The following is an 18,168-nucleotide window of genomic DNA, read 5'->3' on the forward strand; positions in this document are numbered from 1 at the left end:
GGGCCCCCGCGCCCCCCCCCGCGGTGGCCCGCCCACCACTCAGTCGGGGTCCGCGCGAACGGCGGCGGCCGGACGGCGCGGCGCCCCTCAGGCCCGGGGCTGGGCGAAGCGGACCATGTTGCCCGCCGGGTCGCGGAAGGCGCAGTCGCGAACGCCGTAGGGCTGGTCCATCGGCTCCTGGAGCACGTCGGCCCCGGTGGCGCGGATCTTCTCGAAGGTGGCGTCGCAGTCGGGGGTGCGGAAGTTGACGGCGCGCAGCAGGCCCTTGGCGAGCAGTTCGGCGGCGGCCTGCCGGTCGGCGTCGGTGGCGCCCGGGTCGGCGACCGGGGGTTCGAGCACGACCTCGACCTCGGGCTGGGCGGTCGAGCCGAGGGTGACCCAGCGCATCCCCTCGAAGCCGATGTCGTTGCGCACCTCCAGGCCGAGGGCGTCGCGGTAGAAGCCGAGCGCGGCGTCGTGGTCGTCGACGGCGATGAAGCACTGCGAGAGCTTGATGTCCATGCCCCCGACGCTACTGACCGGCGGGGCCGCGCGCTTCTCCGTTCCTGATCTCCTGCGCCGGGGTCCGCTGCGGCCGCCCGGTGTCGGTGCCGCGGATCGGGCGGGTGAGGTACATCGCGACGCAGGCGGTGATGTGCTCGGCGGCGCTGTGGTCGCGGGCCCGGTAGGTACTGGGGCTCTCGCCGACGAGTTCGGTGAAGCGGGTGCTGAACGAGCCCAGCGAGGTACAGCCGACGGCCATGCACACCTCGGTGACGGACAGGTCGCCGCGGCGCAGCAGCACCTTGGCGCGCTCGATCCGGCGGGTCATCAGGTAGCTGTAGGGGGTTTCGCCGTACGCGGCGCGGAAGCTGCGCTGGAAGTGGCCGACGGACATCAGGGCGACCCGGGCGAGGGCGGCGACGTCCAGCGGTTCGGCGTAGTCGCGGTCCATGGTGTCGCGGGCCCGGCGGAGGCGTTTGAGGTCGTCGATCTGCACGGGCCCAAGGGTAGCCGCGGCCCCCGACGGGCGGGGGGATGATTCGATCATCCGCTGACCGTTCGTCACACTTCGGTCGAAACGGGGCATTCGGGTGATGTCCGGGCGGTTCGGATTCCCGTCCCCCGCTCCCCCGCTGCTAGCTTTTGAGTCACGCGAGGGAGCCCGGTGGAGTGGCCGAGAGGCGAGGCAACGGCTTGCAGGGCCGTGTACATAGGTTCGATTCCTGTCTCCACCTCCTCGCTCCCCTCGATGTCCGCCCCCGCCCGGTTGGCCGGGCGGCAGTCGAGGAAGGAATGGTCCGATGGCCATCGCCACCGTCAATCCGGCCGACGGCCGCAGCGTCGAGGTCTTCGACCCGCTGGACGAGGCCGCCGTGGAGCGCCGGCTGGCCCGCGCGCAGTCCGCGTTCGAGTCCTGGCGGCTGACCACCTTCGCGCACCGCGCCGAACTGATGCACCGGGCCGCCGATTTGCTGGACCAGGCGAACGAGCAGGTCGCCCGGACGATGACGCTGGAGATGGGCAAGCCGCTGGCGCAGGCCCGGGCCGAGGCGGCCAAGTGCGCGAAGGCGATGCGCTGGTACGCGGACCGGGCCGAGGCGCTGCTCGCCGACGAGCACCCGGCGCAGCAGGACGTGGCGGACTCCGGCGGGGTGTCGGCGTACGTCCGGTACCGGCCGCTGGGGCCGGTACTGGCGGTGATGCCGTGGAACTTCCCGTTCTGGCAGGTGGTGCGGTTCGCCGCCCCGGCGCTGATGGCGGGCAACGTGGGCCTGCTCAAGCACGCCTCGAACGTGCCGCGCACGGCGCTCGCGCTGGAGGAGCTGTTCGCCCGGGCCGGGTTCCCGCAGGGCTGCTTCCAGACGCTGCTGATCTCCTCGTCCCAGGTGGAGGCGGTGATCCGGGACGAGCGGGTGGTGGCGGTGACGCTGACCGGCAGCGAGGGGGCGGGCCGGTCGGTGGCGGCGGTGGCCGGGGACGAGATCAAGAAGACGGTGCTGGAACTGGGCGGCAGCGACCCGTTCCTGGTGCTGCCCTCGGCGGACGTGGCGGCCGCGGCCGAGCGGGCGGTGACCGCGCGGGTGCAGAACAACGGGCAGTCCTGCATCGCCGCGAAGCGCTTCATCGTGCACACGGACGTGTACGAGGAGTTCCTGGCCGCGTTCACCGGGCGGATGCGGGCGCTGACCGTCGGCGACCCGACCGCGGCGGACACCGAGGTCGGCCCGCTGGCCACCGAGCAGGGCCGCACCGACCTGGAGGTGCTGGTCGCGGACGCGATCGGGCACGGCGCGGCGGTGGCCTGCGGCGGCGCCCGGCCGGACGACCCGGCGCTGGCGGACGGCTGGTACTACCTGCCGACGGTGCTGACCGGGGTGACCCCGAAGATGCGGATCCACCGCGAGGAGGCGTTCGGCCCGGTCGCCACCGTGTACCGGGTCGCCGACCTGGACGAGGCCGTCGCGGTCGCCAACGACTCGCCGTTCGGCCTGAGTTCGAACGTCTGGACCACGGACGACGCGGACCGCGAGCGGTGCGTGCGCGACCTGCGGGCCGGCGGGGTCTTCTTCAACGGGATGACCGCCTCGCACCCGGCGTTCCCGTTCGGCGGGGTCCGCCGCTCCGGCTACGGGCGGGAGCTGTCCGGCCACGGCATCCGCGAGTTCTGCAACATCACCACGGTGTGGTCCGGGAGCTGACCGCCCGCGGCGCACGGCCCGGGCCGCGTGCGGCTTCAGGCCGCGCACGGCTTCAGGCGGCGTGCGGCTTCAGGCGGCGTGCGGGTGGGCGCGTTCGTGGCGGCCGAGGAACTGCGCGGCGAACGCGACGATGGTGACGGCCCACACCACCGAGAACACGATCAGCAACCAGAGCTGGTCGAGCTGCGCCGCGACCAGGCCGAGGCCCAGGGACAGCGCGAGCAGGAAGACCAGCGAGGTGTTGTGCTTGGCGTTCAGCCAGGCGGCGAACCGGTGGAACGCGCCCGGGCCGGGCCCACCGGTGGCGGTCGTTCCCCTGGTGGTCGTTCCGGTAACGGTCGCGGGCATCGCCCTCACCTCCGCGGAGTTCGGTGTCCGTTCGAGTATCGCGCCGGTCCGGGTGGGCGGGCCACCCGTGGAAGGATCGCGGGACGGACGGGGAACCGAGGGACGGGGAGCCGGTGGGCGGGGAACCGAGGGACGGGGAGCTGTTGGCGGGCGGGCTGGCCAACGCGGGCGCGGTGCGGCGGCGCGGCGGCGTGGTGGAGCGGCCCGCGCCGCCGCACGCCGCCGCCCTGCACGGGTTCCTGGCGGCGCTGCGGGCGGGCGGGTTCGCGGGGGCGCCGGTGCCGGTCGGGCCGGTGACCGGCGGCCGGGAGCGGCTGGAGTTCCTGCCGGGGGAGGTCGCGGTGCCGCCGTACCCGGCCTGGGCGCTGGACGACGCGGCGCTGGTGTCGGTGGCCCGGCTGCTGCGCCGCTGGCACGCGGCGAGCGCGCGCACGCCGTTCGACCCGGCGGCGCACTGGCCGGACGAGTTCGCCGATCCGGAGGGCGGGCCGCTGCTGTGCCACAACGACGTGTGCGCGGAGAACGTGGTGTTCCGGGCGGGCGGGGCGGCCGCGCTGATCGACTTCGACTTCGCCGCCCCGGGCCGGCCGCTCTGGGACGTGGCGCTGACGGCCCGCTACTGGGTGCCGGCGCTCGACCCGGCGACGGCTGCCGAGACCGGCCGCGCGCACCTCGAAGTGCCGCGCCGGCTGGCCCTGTTCGCCGGAGCGTACGGTCTCTCCGCCGCCGACCGCCGCGCCCTGCCGTCCGTCCTGGAGCAGGCCACCGCCGTCTGCCGGGCCTTCGTCGCCCGCCGGGTGGTGGCCGGGGACGCCGCGTTCGTCACGTACTTCGACTCGTACGGCGGCTGGGCCCGCTGGGATCGGCTGCAGTCCTGGCTGGCGGATCAACGGCCGTCGTTGGAACGGCAGTTGCGGGACTGACGGCGAGCCGCCTGCGCATCAGGGTGCACACCGTCTCGTGGCGGCGGAGCGTGCCGTCCGCGTCCTCGACGTCCCAACCGTCGAGGGCGCGGCCGAAGGCGCGGTAGCCGAGGCGTTCGTAGAGGGCGCGGGCGCGCGGGTTGGACTCCTCGACGCCGAGTTCGGCGACGGCGAGGCCGCGGGCGGTGATCCGCTGCTCGGCGGCGCGGATCAGCAGGGTGCCGATGCCGCAGGAGCGCAGGGCGGGGTGGACGCCGAGCTGCCAGAGCGTCCCGGCGCCGGGGGCGGGGGTGTAGTCGACGCCGCCGACCGCGACGGGGAGGCCGACCGGCGTGCACACCGCCAGGTAGTCGACCTCGCCCGCCTCGGCGCGACGGAGCTGGTGGACGAGTTCGCGCACGTGCTTGGGCGAGCCGGCCCAGCCGCAGGAGGGCAGGTCGGCCTCGGTGAGGTCGCGCACCGTCAGGCGCAGTGCGATCTCCGGCATCCTCGGGCTCCCTCCGCCACCGGGTCGTCCGGTCATTGCAGCAGGTGGACTCCCGTCCCGTCCAAGGGGTTTCAGGCCCGGTCGGCCGGGAGCAACCGGCCGGTGAGGTGGTCGGCGGCGAGGTGGGCGTGGAGCCGGACGCCGGTGGGGAGGGTGTCGTCGTCGAGGTAGAAGTGCGGGTTGTGGTTGGGGACGATGCCGCGGCCGCCGGGGGTGGGGACGGGGTTGCCGGCGGCGTCGAGTTCGGTGTCCTGGGCGCCGAGCATGACGTACAGGCCGCCGTAGGCGTTGACGAACTCGGAGACGTCGTCGTAGCCGAGGGTCGCGCCGGTCTCCAGGACGCGGTCCGCGCCGACCACCCGGCGCAGGGTGGGCAGCGCGGCGTCCAGCCACTCCTGGCGGTTGTCGACGGCCGGGACGTCCTGCAGGTGCTCGACGGTGGCGGTGCAGCCGTACGCCTCGGCGGTGTGCTCGGCGAGCCGGGTCAGGCGCCGCTGGACGTCGGCCATGTCGCTCTCGACGGCGCAGCGGACGGTGCCCCAGAGGGTGACGCGCTCGCCGATGATGTTGAAGCGGCCGATGTCCTCGACGTGGCCGACGGTGACGGTGACCGGGTGGTAGGCGTCGAGCTGGCGGTAGAGCTGGCCGATGCCGGTGATGATCGCGGCGGCGGGCGGCATCGGGTCGACGCCCTGCCAGGGGGTGGAGCCGTGCACCTGGCGGCCGGTCACGGTGATCTTGACCAGGCAGGAGGCCGCGTACTGGTTCCCGGCCCGGTAGCCGACGTGGCCCTTGGGGTGCGGGGTGAGGTGCATGCCGAACACCATGGTGGGTTCGGGGTCGTCGAGGGCGTGCTCGGCGAGCATCTGCCGGGCGCCGCCGGCCTCGGTGACCGGCGGGCCCTCCTCGGCGGGCTGGAACACGAACAGCACGGTGCCGGGGAGCTGTTCGCGCACCCCGGCGAGCACGGTGGCGGCGCCGAGCAGCATCGCGGTGTGGCCGTCGTGGCCGCAGGCGTGCGAGACCGGGAACGGGCCGCCGGGGTAGTCGCGGTCGACGGCCGAGGAGGCGAAGTCGGTGCCGCACAGGTCGGCGACCGGCAGCGCGTCGGTGTCGGCCCGCAGCGCCACCACCCGGCCGCCGGGCCGGCCGCCGCGCAGCACCCCGACCACACCGTGCCCGGCGATGCCGGTGCGGACCTCGTCCAGGCCCAGCGAGGTCAGGTGCCCGGTGATCAGCTCGGCCGTGGCCCCCTCCCGGTTGGACAGCTCGGGGTGCCGGTGCAGGTGCCGCCGCCAGGCGATCACCTGCTCGGCGACGGCCGCGCTGCGGCGGTCCAGCTCGGCGTACAGGGTGGTGGCGTCCGTCGCGTCCATGGGTGTCCTCCGTCGGTGTCCCCGCTGTCCCCCGCCGTGGCCTCGGCTCCGGCTCCGGCTCCGGCTCCGGCTCCGGCTCCGGTCGAGCGTACGACGCGGGCGGGGCGACGGGGGGTCAGGACGTGAGCCGGGCCGGGGTGTCGGCGATCAGGTCGGCCCGGTCGGGGACGGGCCCGGGCGGGACGTCGAGCAGCCGGAAGCCGTACCGGCGGTAGGAGGCGAGGTGGACGCGCTCGAAGGCGAGCGAGGCCGGGTAGTCGATCCGGCGGGCGGCGGTGGGCGCGCAGAAGCCGATCGACCGGCGCTGCCGGGCCCGCTGGAGTTCCAGCACCCGGAGCGGGAGGTCCGGTACGGACGGCCGCGGTGCCGGTCGGGTCGACGGGCGGTAACGGCGCCCGACGATCCTGCCCGGAGCCGGTCATTCATACCTGCACACCTGTGCGGGAGATGTCGGAACCCTCCCGCCCGGGAACCCTCCCGCCCGGGAACCGTCCGTCCCGGTGCCCGGGCGGGCGTCCATGGCGGAGTCTCGCCGAGAACCTGATCGCGCGTGTCTCACGCCTCTGCCGCGTCTCCCCCGGCAGCTGGTCACCGACCGTGGTTCGGCTTCGGGGACTGCTCCGACCACCCCTGCAAGGTGGCATTGATGGTGGCCAGCTCCTTTGAATCAACGGGAAGCCGGACGGCGGCTCGGGCGGCGAGGGGCACCAGCAGGGCGAGTGCGGCCGCCGGGCCGTGCAGGAGGCCGACGGCGTGGCCGTGGGCGTTGGCGAGTTGCAGGGCCAGCGGGTGGTCCGGGCCGAGGGAACGGGCGGCGTCGGCGGAGATGTCGGCCAGCAGCGCCACGGCCTGGGGGCGGTGCCAGGGTTGGCGCTGGTTGCGGATGGCGAACTGCCGGTAGGCGAAGCCGGCCCGGGCCCGGAGCCCGGGCTCGGTGCACGACGTACCGTGGGCGGGGTTGCGGAACAGCGCGATGTGCCCGGTGGCGTCGACGGTGCGCTGCTGCGGTACGGGGGCCTGGTAATGACGGGGTGCATCGGTGGGGATCTGCGCCAGGTTGACGGCCAGGTGGTGGTGGATCAGGTCGAGGGGGAGGAAGGCGGGGCCGTCGGGGACGCCCTCGCGGCAGAGGCGGAGAAGTTCTTCGCCGAAGCGGGTGAGGCCGGTGTCCTTGTTGATCAGGGCCCTGCGGGCCCGGTCCACGGCGGTGAGCAGGTGGAGGTCGGCCGCAGCCGGTTCGTCCAGCGCGAGGCCGGCGTAGCAGCAGTCGAGGACGGCGATCCGGTGGGCGGCCCGCTGGCCGACGGCGGCGAGCAGGGCACCGACGGGGAGCGCGGTGCGGGGTACGTGGTCAGGTTTGTCCAAAGTGCCGGGGAGGCCGAGGTGGAGGTGGCCTGCCGTGCTGGTGACGCCGTGGCCGGCGTAGTGGACCAGGAACGTGTCGGTGGTCCGGGCAGAGGCGGCGGCGACCCGGTCGACCACCTCTCGGGTGCTCTCCGGGTCGACCACCCGAAGCACCTGAGAGGGGGCGAAACCACCGTCCGGGCCGGAGAGCTGATCGGCGAGCAGCTCCATCGAGGCGACCGCCTCGGGCATGTCGGACATGTCGGCGTAGCGGCCGACCGCGATCAGGACGGCCCAGGAGCCGGCCGGATCGGGCCGGATCAAGCGGTGGTTCATTCGGCGGAAAGGAACTCCTCGACCTGGTCGAGGAGTTCGGAGCTGTCCCGGGTGGAGTCGGTGGAGATCCGGAGTTCGGTGCCGTCGGGGCGGCGCAGTTCCAGCGAGACGGTGTTCTTGCGCAGGCGGGCCTCCAACCAGACGCAGAGCGGGCTGATCACCAGCGGGCCCAATTCGGCGGCGTACTGGACCGCGTCCGCGATGCCGCCCTGTTCGTCCGGGCGGGGCGGGCGAATCCGGTTGTTGGTGAGGCCGCGCAGTTCGGCGTCGCGGTTGAGGTGCTGCTGGAGGGCCTCGGCGGCCTCGCGGACCTCGTCGTCCTCGCCGTGGAAGGCAATGGTGTAGTCGGTCATGACGGCCTTTCAGTACAGGGTGGGCAGATCACCGGGAGCGGGGGGCGTCGAAGGGGCCGGGGCCTCCGGGAGTCGGGCGAACAGGCGGCCGGTCCGGCCGGGGAACTCGTAGGGGAGGCGGAACGCGGCGGTGGCCTCGTCCAGATCTACCAGACCGACCAACTCCTGTTCCAGTGCGGTCCATTCGGCCTCCGGGGCCCCGGTCGGACGGTGGCTGTCCGGCAGCGGGTCGAGGTCGAGCGAGCTGAAGTCGTTCCAGGCTCGGGCGCGTTGGGCGTCCGTGCGGAGTTGGACCGCCTCGCCACCGATCAGGCCGGCGAGCAGCTCGGGCAGGATCGGCGGAATCGGCCCGGCGGCGGCCAGCAGCATCCGGAGCCGGAAGACCCGACCCTGGTAGCGGTGCAGCGCGTCCTCGAAGAAACGCTGCCCGACCTCGGCCGCCGGATCACCCCGGCGGGCCTGCCCCCAGACCGGGCTGCCGGCCGAGGAGCGCGCCAACTCGCCGTACACGTCCGCGAACTGGCCGAGCAGCCGGCTCGTCCCGGCCGGCAGCACGGACGGCTCCAGGCTCACCGCGAGACAGGTCGACACCGACTGCCGGGCCAGTTCGGCCCAGACCGGCTCCCAGGAGCCGCCCGGCTCCAGTGGTACCGCGACGGTCGCCATGAGGCGCGGTGCGCCCGGCGCGGCCAGTCGGTACTGCCGGAGCTGCTTGCGGATCTCGTACAGGTCGAGCACGGCGGGCGCTGTTCCGAGCGGGTTCAGTTCCTCCGCGACGTCGGCCGGTGCCACCATCACGTGCGGCGGGAGGGCGTCACCGACCAACGCCCGGACGACGCCGACCGCCTGTTCGGGAGCGGCGGCCGCACCGCGGGCCAGCAGGGTGGCTCGGATGCGCCCTGACTCCCCTCCCGTGCAACGGAGCTCGATGTGTCCGCCGAGCCGGGGCAGTCCGCTCAGCCAGGCCCGTTCGGCCGCACCCGCCTCGGCCCGGTGTCGACCGTCGGGCCCGCCGAGCGGCGAGCTCGGCCCGAGCACCGGGGCGATCCGGTACGCCGCCCGGGCCAGCCCGCCTTCACCTCCCGGACCGTACGGCTCGACCGACACTCCGCCCCGGACGACCGTCACTGCCGGTCGGTCGTGCCACCGGCCCACGGGCCGGGAGGAGCGGGCGGCGCCGGCGGCACGGGAGACGCACCGGGCGGCGCGGGCGGCATCGACGGCTGCCGCTGCGGCCCGACCGCTTCGACGGTCGACACCGAGGCCACCTGCGGGAAGCGCACCTGGAGCTGTACCGGCCGCTGCTCGATCGCCACCACCAGGCCCTCGCGGCAGGCGGCGTGCACGGCTTCGCGCATCGCCCGCACCTGCCCGGTCCGAGACATCGCACTGCGCAGGTCGCTGCCACCGCTGACGTTGTCGGTGACGAACTGGACGAAGAGCCGGAACTTGCTCCTGGTGCGCCACATCTGCCAGCCCAGGTAGAGGCTGCTGCCGTAGTTGAAGACCGAGATGTGCGCGGTGCAGTCGTGCTGGGCGAGCACCAGTCGGCGGGCGGTCCCGCCGTACTGCTGGACGGCCTCGACGGACGGGGTCAGCGGGTAGCCCCGTTCGGCCACCACGTTGCAGATCTGGTTGTAGGCGGAGTCCACGTCAGCACGGGCGTGGAGCAGCACCCGCCACTCCGCGATCGGCTCGGTCAATTTCCCGACCACCAACACCAGCAGGAAGGTGGCGAAGGCTGCCAGCCCGGCGTAGAGCGGGACACCGACGAAGGCGCCCAGCGTCTCCGTCGGGTCACTGGAGCCGCTGCTGTCGGCCAGCGCGACCAGCAAGCCGAACGTCAGTACGACCAGCCAGACCGCCCCGGACACCAGCAGGGCCCGGGCTGCCATCCGCAGCAGGGCCCGGCCGCTGACCCGGTCGTCGAGCACCGTCTCGACCGGCATGTGCCGGAGCGTCTTGTCGAGATAGGCGTTGTTGCCGTCCCCGCCGTTCCAACCCGGGACGGGCAGCGCAATGTCACTGGACACGCCGTGGTTCCCCTGCTGATCCATCGATTGACCTGGGCGGAGGACATGTTCGCACATGAACAGCGTGCTGTCAGACGAACACGGAACCGAACAACGGGCAGGAGCGACCGCGGATCCGGCACGCTCCCGGCCGATCCTGCCCGCGGGTCCGAACGCGTACCCGAGTGGAACCACCCGGGAGACCTGGGTGACCAGGTGGACGTCGACGTCCTCGGAGGCGTCCACGGTGGCCTGTCCGGTGCCCGGCCCGGTGAGGAAGCGGTTGAACCGGCCTCGCCCGCTGGTGCCGAGGACCAGCTGGGTGGCGTCGTGGGCCCGGGCGAAAGCCATCAGGCTGGCCGGGGAGGTCGTCGCCGACCACCACCTGGTGGCTGCCGCCCAGGCTCTCGACCAGCCGCCGCCGCTCGGCGAGCGCGCCGGGGTCCGGGTCAGGCGCGGTGCCGTCTCCATGCCCCGGAGCATGTTCTCGGTGTGCCGTCGGCCGTGGCACTCGATGAAGCCGACCACCACGTCCGCGCCCCGGTCCCGCCTGCGGCGGGCCTGGTCGAGCATCCGGTAGGGGTCCTGCCGACGCCGGGGGCCGAACCGAGGTGGACCCGCAACTGCCCGCGGCGGTGCACGGTGCCGGGGGTGAGGTCACGGGGCATGGGCGCTGCTCTTTCTCGACGAAGGACGACCGGTGGCGGGTGCTTCGTGATCGGCGTGGTGACTGGGCGCGGTTTCCGCTCGGCGGGCGGCAGTTGCGGGCGGCAGTTGCGGCCGACCGGCCCGGGCCGGGGAGCACGTCCCCGGCCCGGGCCGGTGCGGTCAGCGGTCGGTCGTCACCCCTGCTCGCCGATCGCCTTGTTCAGCAGGACGACGTTGACGCCGTCCTGGCCGAGGAAGCCGAGCGAGCGGCCCTCGGTGTACTTCTCGATCAGCTGGTTCAGCTTCTCCGCCGGGATGCCGCGCTCCTTGGCGACCCTGGACACCTGTTCCTCGGCGTAGGCGACGGAGATGTGCGGGTCGAGTCCGGAGCCGGAGGCGGTGACCGCGTCCGGCGGGACGGCGGACGGGTCGACGCCGTCGAAGGCGGCGATCTCGGCCCGGCGGTCGTTGACGGCCTTGAGCAGGTCGTCGCTGTTCGGGCCCAGGTTGGAGGCGCCGGACGCCTTCGGGTCGTAGGAGCCGGCGGACGGGCGCGGCTGGAAGAACTTCGGGTCCGGCCGGGCCGGTTCGTCGGCGTCGTTCGGGTCCTGCTTCGGGAGGTCGTAGTTCTGGCCGAGGAGGCTGGAGCCGATCTCTTTGCCGTCGGACTTCACGATCGAGCCGTTGGCCCTGTCGGCGAAGGCGAGTTGGCTGACGCCGGTGATCAGCAGGGGGTAGGCGAGGCCGAGGATCACGGTCATCACCAGCAGCATCCGCAGTGCGGTGAGGTGGGTGCGCAGAAAAGCGGGCATGGGGATTCTGGCCTCTCTCAGCTCAGGCCGGGAATGAACCGGACGATCAGGTCGATCGCCTTGATGCCGACGAAGGGCACGATCAGGCCGCCGATCCCGTAGATCCCGATGTTGCGGGCGAGCAGCGAACTCGCGTCGCCGGGACGGTACTTGACGCCGCGCAGGGCGAGCGGGATGAGGCCGACGATGACCAGGGCGTTGAAGACGATCGCGGAGGTGATCGCGGAGGTGGGGCTGTGCAGACCCATGATGTTCAGGTGGCGCAGCCCCGGGTACACGCCCGCGAACATCGCCGGGATGATCGCGAAGTACTTGGCGACGTCGTTGGCGATCGAGAAGGTCGTCAACGCGCCCCGGGTGATGAGCAGTTGCTTGCCGATCTCGACGATCTCGATCAGCTTGGTGGGGTTGGAGTCCAGGTCGACCATGTTCCCGGCCTCCTTGGCCGCCATGGTGCCGGTGTTCATCGCCACGCCCACGTCCGCCTGGGCCAGCGCCGGGGCGTCGTTGGTGCCGTCGCCGGTCATCGCGACCAGCTTGCCGCCCTCCTGCTCCTTCTTGATCAGGGCCATCTTGTCCTCGGGGGTGGCCTCGGCGAGGAAGTCGTCCACGCCCGCCTCCTCCGCGATCGCCCTGGCGGTCAGCGGGTTGTCGCCGGTGATCATGACGGTCTTGATGCCCATCCGCCGCAGCTCGTCGAAGCGTTCGCGCATGCCCTCCTTCACCACGTCCTTGAGGTGGATGACGCCGAGGACGCGCGGTGCGCCCGCGGCCTCGCGCTCGGCCACCACCAGCGGGGTGCCGCCGGCCGCGGCGATCCCGTCGACCAGCGCGGCCACGTCCTCACCGACCGAACCGCCGTGCCCGGTCACCCAGTTGGCGACCGAAGCGGCCGCGCCCTTGCGGACCTGCCGCCCGTCCAGGTCGACGCCCGACATCCGGGTCTGCGCGGTGAACGGCACCCAGGTGGCGTGCGCCAACTCGCCCCGGGCGCGGGCCCGCAGGCCGTATCCGGTCTTGGCGAGGACGACGATCGAGCGGCCCTCGGGGGTCTCGTCGGCGAGCGAGGAGAGCTGGGCGGCGTCGGCCAGCTCGTCCGCGGTGACGCCCTCGGCGGGCCGGAACTCGGCGGCCTGCCGGTTGCCGAGGGTGATGGTGCCGGTCTTGTCGAGCAGCAGCGTGTTGACGTCGCCCGCCGCCTCCACCGCCCGGCCGGACATCGCCAGCACGTTGCGCTGCACGAGGCGGTCCATGCCCGCGATGCCGATCGCCGAGAGCAGCGCGCCGATCGTCGTCGGGATCAGCGCCACGATCAGCGCCACCAGCACGATCATCGACTGCGGCGCGCCCGCGTGGGCGGCCATCGGCTGCAGGGTCACCACGGCGACCAGGAACACGACCGTCAGCGACGCCAGCAGGATGTTCAGCGCGATCTCGTTCGGCGTCTTCTGCCGCGCGGCGCCCTCCACCAGGGCGATCATGCGGTCGATGAAGGACTTGCCGGGCTCCGAGGCGATCTTCACCACGATCCGGTCCGAGAGCACCTTGGTGCCGCCGGTGACCGCGGAGCGGTCGCCGCCGGACTCGCGGATCACCGGCGCGGACTCGCCGGTGATGGCCGACTCGTCGACGGACGCGACGCCCTCGACCACGTCGCCGTCACCGGGGATGGTCTGCCCGGCCTCCACGACGACGTGGTCGCCGAGCCGCAGCGCGGTGCCGGGCACCTCCTCCTCGGCCGGCGAGGCGGGCCAGTCGACGAGGCGCCGGGCGACGGACTCGGTCCTGGTCCTGCGCAGGGTGTCGGCCTGGGCCTTGCCGCGGCCCTCGGCGACGGCCTCGGCGAGGTTGGCGAAGACCGTGGTGAGCCACAGCCAGACGGTGATCGACCAGGCGAACACCGAGGGCGAAGCGAGGGCCGAGATCGTGGTGACGACCGAGCCGACCTCGACCACGAACATCACCGGGTTCTTCACCATGACGCGGGGGTCGAGCTTCCTCACCGCGTCGGGCAGGGACTTGGCGATCAGCTTCGGGTCGAGCAGGCCGGACCGCGCTCCGTGCGGCGTGCCGCCCTGCTCGGCCGGTGCGGGGACGAGGGTGCTGGACATCAGTGGAGACCTTCCGCGAGCGGCCCGAGGGCAAGGGCCGGGAAGTAGGTGAGGCCGACGACGATCAGGACGACGCTCGACAGCAGGCCGACGAACAGGGGCTTGTGGGTGGGCAGGGTGCCCGCGCTCGCGGGCACCGGCTGCTGCCGGGCGAGCGAACCCGCCAGCGCCAGGACGAACACCACCGGCAGGAACCGGCCGAGCACCATGCACAGGCCCAGCGCCGTGTCGTACCAGGGCGTGTTGACCGTGATGCCGGCGAACGCCGATCCGTTGTTGTTGCTCGCGGAGGTGAACGCGTACAGCACCTCGGAGAAGCCGTGCGCACCGGAGTTGAGCATCCCGGCCCGCTCGCCGGGCAGGGCCGTCGCGACACCCGTGCCGATCAGTACCAGGGCGGGGGTGGTGAGGATGTAGAGCGAGGCGAACTTCATCTCCCGGCCGCCGAGCTTCTTGCCCAGGTACTCGGGGGTGCGGCCGACCATCAGGCCCGCCACGAAGACGGCGACGACCGCGAGGACCAGCATCCCGTACAGGCCGGAGCCGGTGCCGCCGGGCGCGATCTCGCCGAGCATCATGTTGAACACCGTCAGCCCGCCGCCCAGCGGCGTGAACGAGTCGTGGAAGGAGTTCACCGCACCGGTCGAGGTCAGCGTGGTGGACGCCGCGAACAGGCCGGAGGCCGCGACGCCGAAGCGCTGCTCCTTGCCCTCCATCGCCGCCCCGGCCGCCTGCAGCGCGCTGCCGGCGTGCTGGTGCTCGAAGAAGGTGATCAGCGCCGCCGAGGCCGCCCAGAACAGGCCCATCACCGCGACGATCGCGTAGCCCTGGCGGTGGTCGCCGACCATCTTGCCGAAGGTGCGCGGCAGCGCGAACGGGATCACCAGCAGCAGGAAGACCTCCAGCAGGTTGGTGAGACCGGTCGGGTTCTCGAACGGGTGCGCCGAGTTGGCGTTGTAGAAGCCGCCGCCGTTGGTGCCCAGCAGCTTGATGACCTCCTGCGAGGCCACCGGCCCGCCCGGGATCGACTGCTGACCGCCGGTCAGGGTGGTCACCTGCTCGAAGCCGTGGAAGTTCTGGATCACGCCGTTGGCGGCCAGCACGAGGGCGAAGACGATCGAGATCGGCAGCAGCAGGCGCAGCACGACGCGGGTGAGGTCGACCCAGAAGTTGCCGACCCGGTCGGTGCGGTGGCGGGTGAAGCCGCGGATCAGTGCCGCGACCACCGCGATGCCGACCGCCGCCGAGACGAAGTTCTGCACCGCGAGGCCGGCCGTCTGGACCAGGTGGCCCATCGCCGACTCGCCGCTGTACGACTGCCAGTTGGTGTTGGTGGTGAAGGAGATCGCGGTGTTCCACGCCTGGTGCGGCGCCATCTCGGGCACGCCCAGGCTGAGCAGCAGGTGGGTCTGCAGCCGGATCAGCCCGTACAGGAACAGCACCGACAGCGCGGAGAACGCCAGCACCGAGCGCAGGTAGACCGGCCAGCGCTGGTCGGCGTCACCGTCGACGCCGACCGCCCGGTACAGCGCCCGCTCCGCTCGGAGGTGCCTGGCGGAGGTGAGCAGGTGGGCGATGTGGTCGCCCAGCGGGCGGTGGCACAGGGCGAGTGCGCCGACCAGCGCGAGCACCTGCAACCACCCGGCGAGAGTGGCACCCATGTCAGAACTTCTCCGGGTGGATCAGCGCGAGGACGAGGTAGCCGACGAGTGCGGCGGCGACGAGGAGACCCGCTATGTGTTCGGCGCTCACAGCTTCTCGACCCCCTTCGCGATGAGGGCGATGACGGCGAACACGGCGACCGTGACACCGACGAAGACGAGATCGAGCATGGCTGTCGCTCCACCAACTGGTCGAGGGGGCTGTCACCGCCGGAGGTCCGCGGACGCTCCGGGCGGGGCCGGTGAAGGACCGGCAAGAGCAGCGAACCAGCCGGTCAGCGCCGTTCCCGGTTCCCTGACGCCCTCCATACGGGCGGACGGGCGACCTTGACGCGGCCTTGACGCCCGCGTCGTGCGCGACGCCCGCGCCGTGCGGGCCGGGGCCTGAGCTCGGCCCCGTGGGCGTGGCCGAGGGCGCGCAGAGCGCTGGGCGGCGCCGCGCACCGCCGGGTCGGTCTCGGTGGCGAGCGTGCGGTTCCAGTGCCGGACCATGCCGATCCGGGAGAGCGTGAAGGAGGTGAAGACGCCCAGGATGTACAGGTGGATCAGGCTGGTGACGTCCGCCCGGTAGAACCAGAGCAGTCCGCCGGCCACCACGGCGAGCGCGATGATGCCGTCGGAGAAGGCCAGCCGGTCGCCCCGGGTGTGCATCTGCCGGGGCAGGTAGCGGTGTTCGGCCAGGATCGAGGCGACCGACACCGCGACCGTCATCACGTAGTCGACCAGCAGCGAGGCCGCCACCACCAGGCCCGAGTTCGCGCCGAGGTTCTCGGACACCACCTCGTACGACCCGCCGCCGGACGGGTAGGCGTGCACCACCTGCCGGTAGGACATCACCACGACCGCCATCGGTGCGGCCGCGCACAGCCCCACGGCTTTCCCCATGCGTTTGCGCAGGTCAGAGCAGCCATGAAAGATCGTGGACCGTTCGAACGGGCCGACCGCGTTCAGGCCCTCAGCCGCAGCCGGCCGACCACCGCGCCGGTGCGGCGGTGCACCCTCACCCCTTCACACCTCGATGTGCGAGCCCATGATCACCGTCCGGTCCCGGGGCAGGCCGAAGTGCTCGGCGGCGTCGGCGGTGATGTAGGAGGTGGCGATGAACAGCCGCTTGCGCCAGGACGCCATCGTCGGCTGCTTCCCCCGGCGCAGTTCGATCTTCGACAGGAAGTACGAGGCCCGGTCGAGGTCCAGCACTCCTTCGGTGTCGGCCGGATCGAGCAGCGCCAGCGTGGCCGGGACGTCCGGGGTCTCCATGTAGCCGTACCTGGCGGTGACGTGGACGATCCCGTCCTCGCCGTAGCCGAGGGCGTCGACCGCGCACCGCTCCTCGACCGGGACGCGCGGCACCGGCTCGGTGCTGATCGACAGGATCACCGACTGGGCGTGGCGGACGTGGTTGTGCTCGACGTTGGCGCGCAGCGCCAACGGGGTGGTCTCCTTGCCCCGGTTGAGGAAGACCGCAGTGCCGGGGACCAAGGCGGCCGACACCTGCCCGCTGTGCAACTGGTCCACGAACTCCCGCAACGGGCCCTCCTGCCGTTCACGTTCGGCGGTGACGGTCCGCCGGCCGTGCTGCCAGGTCGTCATCACGGTGAACACGGCCAGGCCGATCAGCAGCGGCAGCCACGCGCCGTGGAAGAACTTGGTGGCGTTCGCCGCCACGAACAGCAGGTCGACGGTGAGCAGCACGCCCGCGCCGGTGGCCAGCAGCCAGCGCGGGGTGCGCCAGCGGGTGCGGGCCAGGTGGAAGAACAGCAGGGTGGTGATGGTGATCGTGCCGGTGACGGCCATGCCGAAGGCGAAGGCCAGGGCGGCGGAGCTGCGGAAGGCGAGGACCAGGGTGAGGACGGAGACCATCAGCAGCCAGTTGATCCACGGCACGTAGATCTGGCCGATGGTCGACTCCGAGGTGTGCGCGATCCGCAGGCGCGGCAGGTAGCCGAGCCGGGCGGCCTGGGAGGTGACCGAGTACGCGCCGGTGATCACGGCCTGCGAGGCGATCACGGTGGCGGCGGTGGCCAGCAGCACGATCGGCCAGCGGGCCCAGCCGGGGGCCAGGAGGAAGAACGGGCTGCTGATGTTCGCCGGGTCGTCCAGGATCAGCGCGCCCTGCCCCAGGTAGCTGAGGATGCAGGCGGGGAAGACCAGGAACAGCCAGCCTCGGGTGATCGCGGGGCGGCCGAAGTGCCCCATGTCGGCGTAGAGCGCCTCCGCGCCGGTGACCGCGAGGACGACGGCGGCGAGCGCGAAGAACGCCGTCCCGAAGTGCCCGACGAAGAAACCGAGCGCGTAGGTGGGCGACAGCGCCCGCAGGATCTGCGGGCGCTCGGTGATGCCGCGCACCCCGAACGCCCCGACCACGGTGAACCACAGGATCATCACCGGCCCGAACACCCGCCCGACGGCTGCCGTGCCCCGGCGCTGCGCGAGGAACAGCAGCACCAGGATGCCGGCCGTCAGCGGCACCACCGCCTCCTTGAGCGAGGGCTGGACGACCTCCAGGCCCTCCACCGCGGAGAGCACCGAGATCGCCGGGGTGATCATGCTGTCGCCGAAGAACAGCGCCGCGCCGAAGATGCCCAACACGGTCAGCACGGCCGTCGCCTTCCGCCCGGCCCTGGCTCCCGAGCGCCGGATCAGGGTGATCAGCGCCATGATGCCGCCCTCGCCCTCGTTGTCGGCGCGCATCGCCAGCAGCACGTAGGTGACCAGCACGACGACCACCACCGACCAGAACACCAGCGACACCACGCCGTACACGTTGTCCGTGCTCACCGGCACCGGGTGCGGGTCGTCCGGGTTGAACACCGTCTGCAGGGTGTAGATCGGGCTGGTCCCGATGTCACCGAACACCACCCCCAGCGCCCCGACCATCAGCGCCAGGCGCGCGGGGCCCTTCACCGCCGGGTGGAGGACCGGGGAACCCTGATCGGTCATGCTGACCGCCTTCCTTCGCTCGTCTTCCGCCGTCACCGATCAAGAACCGAGTGGATCCGAAAGTACGACAGCTCGGTGCCGCCCGGCCGCCTACCCCGCCGACGGACCGGTCCCGCACCCGGACGTCAAGAAACCG

General features: G+C 72.5%; 17 protein-coding genes, 1 tRNA gene and 2 pseudogenes. 3 read left to right on the plus strand and 17 right to left on the minus strand.

The window, feature by feature from the left end:
* Positions 1 to 87 precede the first annotated feature (87 nt).
* Together ACWEO5_RS21755 and ACWEO5_RS21760 are read right to left on the minus strand one after the other, a co-directional pair.
* Positions 88 to 501 carry a VOC family protein gene (locus ACWEO5_RS21755; protein WP_344557252.1) on the minus strand — a complete coding sequence of 138 codons (414 nt, stop codon included), beginning with the start codon at positions 499 to 501 and terminating at the stop codon, positions 88 to 90.
* Between the two features lie 10 nt (positions 502 to 511).
* Positions 512 to 934, minus strand: a complete 423-nt coding sequence (locus ACWEO5_RS21760) for a helix-turn-helix transcriptional regulator (protein ID WP_452163972.1) — start codon at positions 932 to 934, stop codon at positions 512 to 514.
* Between the two features lie 212 nt (positions 935 to 1,146).
* Between ACWEO5_RS21760 and ACWEO5_RS21765 the strand changes: the two genes are divergently transcribed.
* Together ACWEO5_RS21765 and ACWEO5_RS21770 are read left to right on the plus strand one after the other, a co-directional pair.
* Positions 1,147 to 1,217: transfer RNA gene (locus tag ACWEO5_RS21765), tRNA-Cys, on the plus strand.
* A gap of 66 nt (positions 1,218 to 1,283) precedes the next feature.
* Positions 1,284 to 2,681 (plus strand): NADP-dependent succinic semialdehyde dehydrogenase, encoded by a 1,398-nt coding sequence (locus tag ACWEO5_RS21770; protein ID WP_452163943.1) that lies wholly within the window; start codon positions 1,284 to 1,286, stop codon positions 2,679 to 2,681.
* A 69-nt stretch (positions 2,682 to 2,750) separates the two neighbouring features.
* On the opposite strand, the gene ACWEO5_RS21775 is transcribed toward ACWEO5_RS21770, so the two are convergent.
* Positions 2,751 to 3,029, minus strand: coding sequence for a hypothetical protein (locus ACWEO5_RS21775; RefSeq protein WP_452163944.1), 279 nt, complete (start codon positions 3,027 to 3,029; stop codon positions 2,751 to 2,753).
* 113 nt (positions 3,030 to 3,142) lie between these two features.
* Between ACWEO5_RS21775 and ACWEO5_RS21780 the strand changes: the two genes are divergently transcribed.
* Complete coding sequence (locus ACWEO5_RS21780; RefSeq protein ID WP_452163945.1) at positions 3,143 to 3,952, plus strand: phosphotransferase; 810 nt, start codon at positions 3,143 to 3,145, stop codon at positions 3,950 to 3,952.
* Here ACWEO5_RS21780 and ACWEO5_RS21785 read toward each other — a convergent pair.
* The 14 genes and pseudogenes from ACWEO5_RS21785 to ACWEO5_RS21850 all read right to left on the minus strand — a co-directional run bounded on the left by ACWEO5_RS21785 (position 3,852) and on the right by ACWEO5_RS21850 (position 18,032).
* Positions 3,852 to 4,439 carry a GNAT family N-acetyltransferase gene (locus tag ACWEO5_RS21785; protein ID WP_452163946.1) on the minus strand — a complete coding sequence of 196 codons (588 nt, stop codon included), beginning with the start codon at positions 4,437 to 4,439 and terminating at the stop codon, positions 3,852 to 3,854. The two genes, ACWEO5_RS21780 and ACWEO5_RS21785, sit on opposite strands and share 101 nt — an antisense overlap.
* A 71-nt stretch (positions 4,440 to 4,510) precedes the next feature.
* Entirely contained in the window at positions 4,511 to 5,815 is a 1,305-nt protein-coding gene (locus ACWEO5_RS21790) for a M20 metallopeptidase family protein (protein ID WP_452163947.1), read from the minus strand.
* Between the two features lie 115 nt (positions 5,816 to 5,930).
* Positions 5,931 to 6,146: a hypothetical protein gene (locus ACWEO5_RS21795; RefSeq protein WP_452163948.1), complete on the minus strand. Its 216-nt coding sequence runs from the start codon at positions 6,144 to 6,146 to the stop codon at positions 5,931 to 5,933.
* A 257-nt stretch (positions 6,147 to 6,403) separates the two neighbouring features.
* Complete coding sequence (locus ACWEO5_RS21800; protein ID WP_452163949.1) at positions 6,404 to 7,495, minus strand: caspase, EACC1-associated type; 1,092 nt, start codon at positions 7,493 to 7,495, stop codon at positions 6,404 to 6,406.
* The gene (locus tag ACWEO5_RS21805; RefSeq protein ID WP_452163950.1) at positions 7,492 to 7,848 is read right to left on the minus strand and encodes an effector-associated constant component EACC1; all 357 of its coding nucleotides are present in this window, start codon (positions 7,846 to 7,848) and stop codon (positions 7,492 to 7,494) included. The genes ACWEO5_RS21800 and ACWEO5_RS21805 overlap by 4 nt, the downstream gene beginning before the upstream one ends.
* A 9-nt stretch (positions 7,849 to 7,857) precedes the next feature.
* A complete protein-coding gene (locus ACWEO5_RS21810; RefSeq protein ID WP_452163951.1) occupies positions 7,858 to 8,976 on the minus strand; it encodes a hypothetical protein in 1,119 nt (372 codons plus the stop codon).
* On the minus strand, positions 8,973 to 9,881 hold the full coding sequence (locus ACWEO5_RS21815; protein WP_452163976.1) for a hypothetical protein: 909 nt from the start codon (positions 9,879 to 9,881) through the stop codon (positions 8,973 to 8,975). The genes ACWEO5_RS21810 and ACWEO5_RS21815 overlap by 4 nt, the downstream gene beginning before the upstream one ends.
* 489 nt (positions 9,882 to 10,370) lie before the next feature.
* Positions 10,371 to 10,433: pseudogene (locus ACWEO5_RS21820) on the minus strand (hypothetical protein); the annotation flags it as partial.
* 269 nt (positions 10,434 to 10,702) lie between these two features.
* Positions 10,703 to 11,320, minus strand: a complete 618-nt coding sequence (gene kdpC, locus ACWEO5_RS21825; protein WP_452163952.1) for a potassium-transporting ATPase subunit KdpC — start codon at positions 11,318 to 11,320, stop codon at positions 10,703 to 10,705.
* A gap of 17 nt (positions 11,321 to 11,337) precedes the next feature.
* Positions 11,338 to 13,431, minus strand: a complete 2,094-nt coding sequence (gene kdpB / locus ACWEO5_RS21830; RefSeq protein WP_452163953.1) for a potassium-transporting ATPase subunit KdpB — start codon at positions 13,429 to 13,431, stop codon at positions 11,338 to 11,340.
* Positions 13,431 to 15,092 carry a potassium-transporting ATPase subunit KdpA gene (kdpA, locus tag ACWEO5_RS21835; protein WP_452163954.1) on the minus strand — a complete coding sequence of 554 codons (1,662 nt, stop codon included), beginning with the start codon at positions 15,090 to 15,092 and terminating at the stop codon, positions 13,431 to 13,433. The genes kdpB and kdpA overlap by 1 nt, the downstream gene beginning before the upstream one ends.
* 1 nt (position 15,093) lies before the next feature.
* A complete protein-coding gene (gene kdpF, locus ACWEO5_RS21840; RefSeq protein ID WP_014136735.1) occupies positions 15,094 to 15,183 on the minus strand; it encodes a K(+)-transporting ATPase subunit F in 90 nt (29 codons plus the stop codon).
* Positions 15,184 to 15,530: 347 nt separating this feature from the next.
* Positions 15,531 to 15,785, minus strand: a pseudogene (locus ACWEO5_RS21845) (DNA-binding protein); the annotation flags it as partial.
* A gap of 315 nt (positions 15,786 to 16,100) precedes the next feature.
* The gene (locus ACWEO5_RS21850) at positions 16,101 to 18,032 is read right to left on the minus strand and encodes a potassium transporter Kup (protein WP_452163955.1); all 1,932 of its coding nucleotides are present in this window, start codon (positions 18,030 to 18,032) and stop codon (positions 16,101 to 16,103) included.
* Positions 18,033 to 18,168: the final 136 nt, after the last annotated feature.

The sequence above is a fragment of the Kitasatospora sp. NPDC004272 genome, from assembly GCF_053603035.1.